Genomic DNA, 2,742 nt, shown 5'->3' with positions numbered 1-2,742 from the left:
CCGCACAAGCGCGCCGGACGCTTGAGCAATTTGAGGGCTCCGCGCCCGACGCGCTTGCCCGAACCAACGACGACGATTATGAAAACCAGACCCGCAGACTCTCGTTATGAATGAGGGAGCATCGGGGGGCAGGTCATCCGGATCGTTGAAGAAAGTTTTGTCGGCCACCGACAAGTGGCAGCCACGGCGCGGCGGCATGGCATGTGCCGGTCGCTGTTGACGATCTGGCGTCGACAGTATCGCAACGGTGAGCTGGGTGCGTCCCGCCCGGTATCCTTCACACCGGTGACCGTGACGAAGGATATCACGGCCTCCCTGCCTGGGCCGGTTGATCCCCCTGATCTCTCCCGGAACTCGCAGGTGGAGATTGCTCTGCCCAATGGCCGTCGGCTTATCGTGCCCATCGTGGTCGACCCGGAAGCGCTTGCCCGGATTTTGTCAGTGGTGGACCGGCAATGATCGCGTTTCCCGCGGGCGTGAAGGTCTGGATTGCGGGTGGCGTCACCGACATGCGGCGTGGCATGAACACGCTTGCATTGCAGGTCCAGCAAGGCCTCGGGCGCGATCCGCATGCCGGGGAGATATTCTGCTTCCGAGGGCGCAAAGGCGACTTGGTCAAGATTTTATGGCATGATGGGGTCGGCACATCGCTCTATCTGAAACGCCTCGAGGCAGGTAAATTCATCTGGCCGGTCAGCCGCACGGGCGACGCGGTCCAGATATCCGCAGCCCAGCTCGGTTATCTTCTGGAGGGAATTGACTGGCGTAATCCGCGCTGGACACAACGCCCTGCAAAGGCTGGATAAATTGCGCTTATAGCCCTGTTTTGCATGGGCATTCGCGAACCGGCATTGTAGATTATGACCATGTCAGATGCCGCCTCCGAACTCGAGAAACTACGCGCCGAACTGGCCCGCTCGAACGCTGTGGTTTCAGCGTCCGAGGCGCTGATCGCGGGCCTGAAGCTCGAGATCGCGATGCTCAAGCGCGAGAAGTATGGCCGCAGCGCCGAACGCACCGCCCGGCTGATCGACCAGCTCGAGTTGCAGCTCGAGGAACTGGAAACAGCCGCGGCCGAAGATACCATCCGCGCCGAGCAGGCGGCGGAAAAGACGGCGAAGGTTCGAGCATTCGATCGCCGCAAGCCCGTCCGCAAGCCATTCCCCGAGCATCTGCCGCGCGAGCGGGTGGTGGTCGAGGCCCCGGCGGCCTGCAAGTGCTGTGGGTCGGACCGGATCGTGAAAATGGGCGAGGACATCACCGATACGCTGGAGGTGGTGCCGCGGCAGTGGAAGGTGATCCAGACCGTCCGGGAGAAGTTCACGTGTCGCGATTGCGAGAAGATCAGCCAACCGCCGGCGCCGTTCCATCCGACGCCCCGGGGCTGGGCGGGTCCGAGCCTGCTCGCGATGATCGTGTTCGAGAAGTTCGGTCAGCACCAGCCGTTGAACCGCCAGGCCGAACGCTATGCCCGCGAGGGCGTGGAGTTGAGCCTTTCCACGCTCGCAGACCAGGTGGGCGCGGTGACCGAGTTGCTCAAGCCGCTGCATGCCCTGATCGAGGACCATGTTCTGGCCGCCGAGCGATTGCACGGCGACGACACGACAGTCCCGTTGCTCGCTCGAGGTGGCACGAAGACGGCCCGGCTCTGGACTTATGTCCGCGATGACCGCCCTTTTGGCGGCACGGCCCCACCGGCGGTGACCTTCCGCTTCTCCCGCGACCGGGGCGGCGAGCATCCGACCGGGCATCTCACCGGCTGGCAGGGCATCCTCCAGGCCGACGCCTATGCCGGATACAACCAGCTTTACGACCCGAAGCGATTGCCGGGGCCTGTTGTGTCGGCCCTGTGTTGGTCACACGCCCGGCGCAAGTTCTTCGAACTCGCCGATGTTGAAAGCAACATCCGCAAGGGCAAGAACGCCAAGGAGATCTCGCCGATCGCTTTCGATGCCGTCCGGCGCATCGATGCCCTGTTCGATATCGAGCGGGAGATCAATGGGCAAAACCCGGCGGATCGGCTGGCGGATCGGCAGCGCCTGTCGGCCCCGCTGGTCGAGGGTCTGGAACGCTGGCTGCGCGGCGAGCGAGCGCTGCTCTCCAAGCACGCCAAGGTCGCCAAGGCGATTGATTACCTGCTGTCGCCGAACCATTGGTCGAGCTTCACCCGGTTCCTTGAGGATGGCCGTGTCTGCCTGACCAACAATGCCGCCGAAAGATCCCTCCGCGGCGTGGCCCTCGGAAGGAAGTCCTGGCTCTTCGCGGGGTCCGAGCGCGGCGGGCAGCGCGCCGCGTTCATGTATTCCCTGATCGGCACCGCGAAGCTGAACGACATCGACCCGCAGGCCTGGCTCGCCGACATCATCGCCCGCATCTCCGATTTGCCGGTCTCGCACCTGCACGAGTTGCTGCCGTGGGAATGGGACGGGGCCACGCCCCTGGTCAAGGTCGCTTGACCGCGGCCTCCAGCGAATGCTTACTGATCATCCGATGATATTTCTGGAAAATCAGGTCGTGACTTCCACTTGATTTTTCGGCAATCCATGCGTCTCGACCCCGCCACGGCACGGCATGGTGAGCTTCATGCCGAAACACCCTTGATCATGTTGGTTCGTCCGCCAGCCACCGACGACCGTCGCCTTACAGGCGGCGAGGTCGACGCCGTCCTGTACCACCTGCTTGGAAGCTCGAGCTGAGCCCCAGCCGATATCCTGTACCAACATCCAATTATTTGGCAGCTTC

General features: G+C 63.2%; 4 protein-coding genes. 3 read left to right on the top strand and 1 reads right to left on the bottom strand.

What is annotated here, in order from left to right:
* The first annotated feature begins 120 nt into the window (after nucleotides 1-120).
* From tnpA to tnpC, 3 genes are read left to right on the top strand one after another with little or no spacing between them, the layout of a single operon-like run.
* Nucleotides 121-459 (top strand): IS66-like element accessory protein TnpA, encoded by a 339-nt coding sequence (gene tnpA / locus ACESLR_RS11945; RefSeq protein ID WP_373067725.1) that lies wholly within the window; start codon nucleotides 121-123, stop codon nucleotides 457-459.
* Complete coding sequence (gene tnpB, locus ACESLR_RS11940; protein ID WP_373067712.1) at nucleotides 456-806, top strand: IS66 family insertion sequence element accessory protein TnpB; 351 nt, start codon at nucleotides 456-458, stop codon at nucleotides 804-806. The genes tnpA and tnpB overlap by 4 nt, the downstream gene beginning before the upstream one ends.
* A 60-nt stretch (nucleotides 807-866) precedes the next feature.
* Nucleotides 867-2,456 (top strand): IS66 family transposase, encoded by a 1,590-nt coding sequence (gene tnpC, locus ACESLR_RS11935; RefSeq protein ID WP_373067719.1) that lies wholly within the window; start codon nucleotides 867-869, stop codon nucleotides 2,454-2,456.
* Nucleotides 2,457-2,507: 51 nt separating this feature from the next.
* Here the strand turns inward: tnpC and ACESLR_RS11930 are convergent.
* The coding region (locus tag ACESLR_RS11930) for a hypothetical protein (protein ID WP_373067706.1) at nucleotides 2,508-2,742 on the bottom strand (235 nt) is incomplete at its 5' end.

Origin of the sequence: Thioalkalivibrio sp. (assembly GCF_041685615.1) — a bacterium.
In the GTDB taxonomy this organism is placed as follows: Bacteria; Pseudomonadota; Gammaproteobacteria; order Ectothiorhodospirales; family Ectothiorhodospiraceae; genus Thioalkalivibrio.
This window is presented reverse-complemented; position numbering and strand designations above follow the sequence as displayed.

Excerpts from the sequence above, each read along its gene's own strand:
- tnpB (WP_373067712.1), top strand. The coding sequence starts at position 456 with ATGATCGCGTTTCCCGCGGGCGTGAAGGTCTGGATTGCGGGTGGCGTC.
- tnpC (WP_373067719.1), top strand. The coding sequence starts at position 867 with ATGTCAGATGCCGCCTCCGAACTCGAGAAACTACGCGCCGAACTGGCC.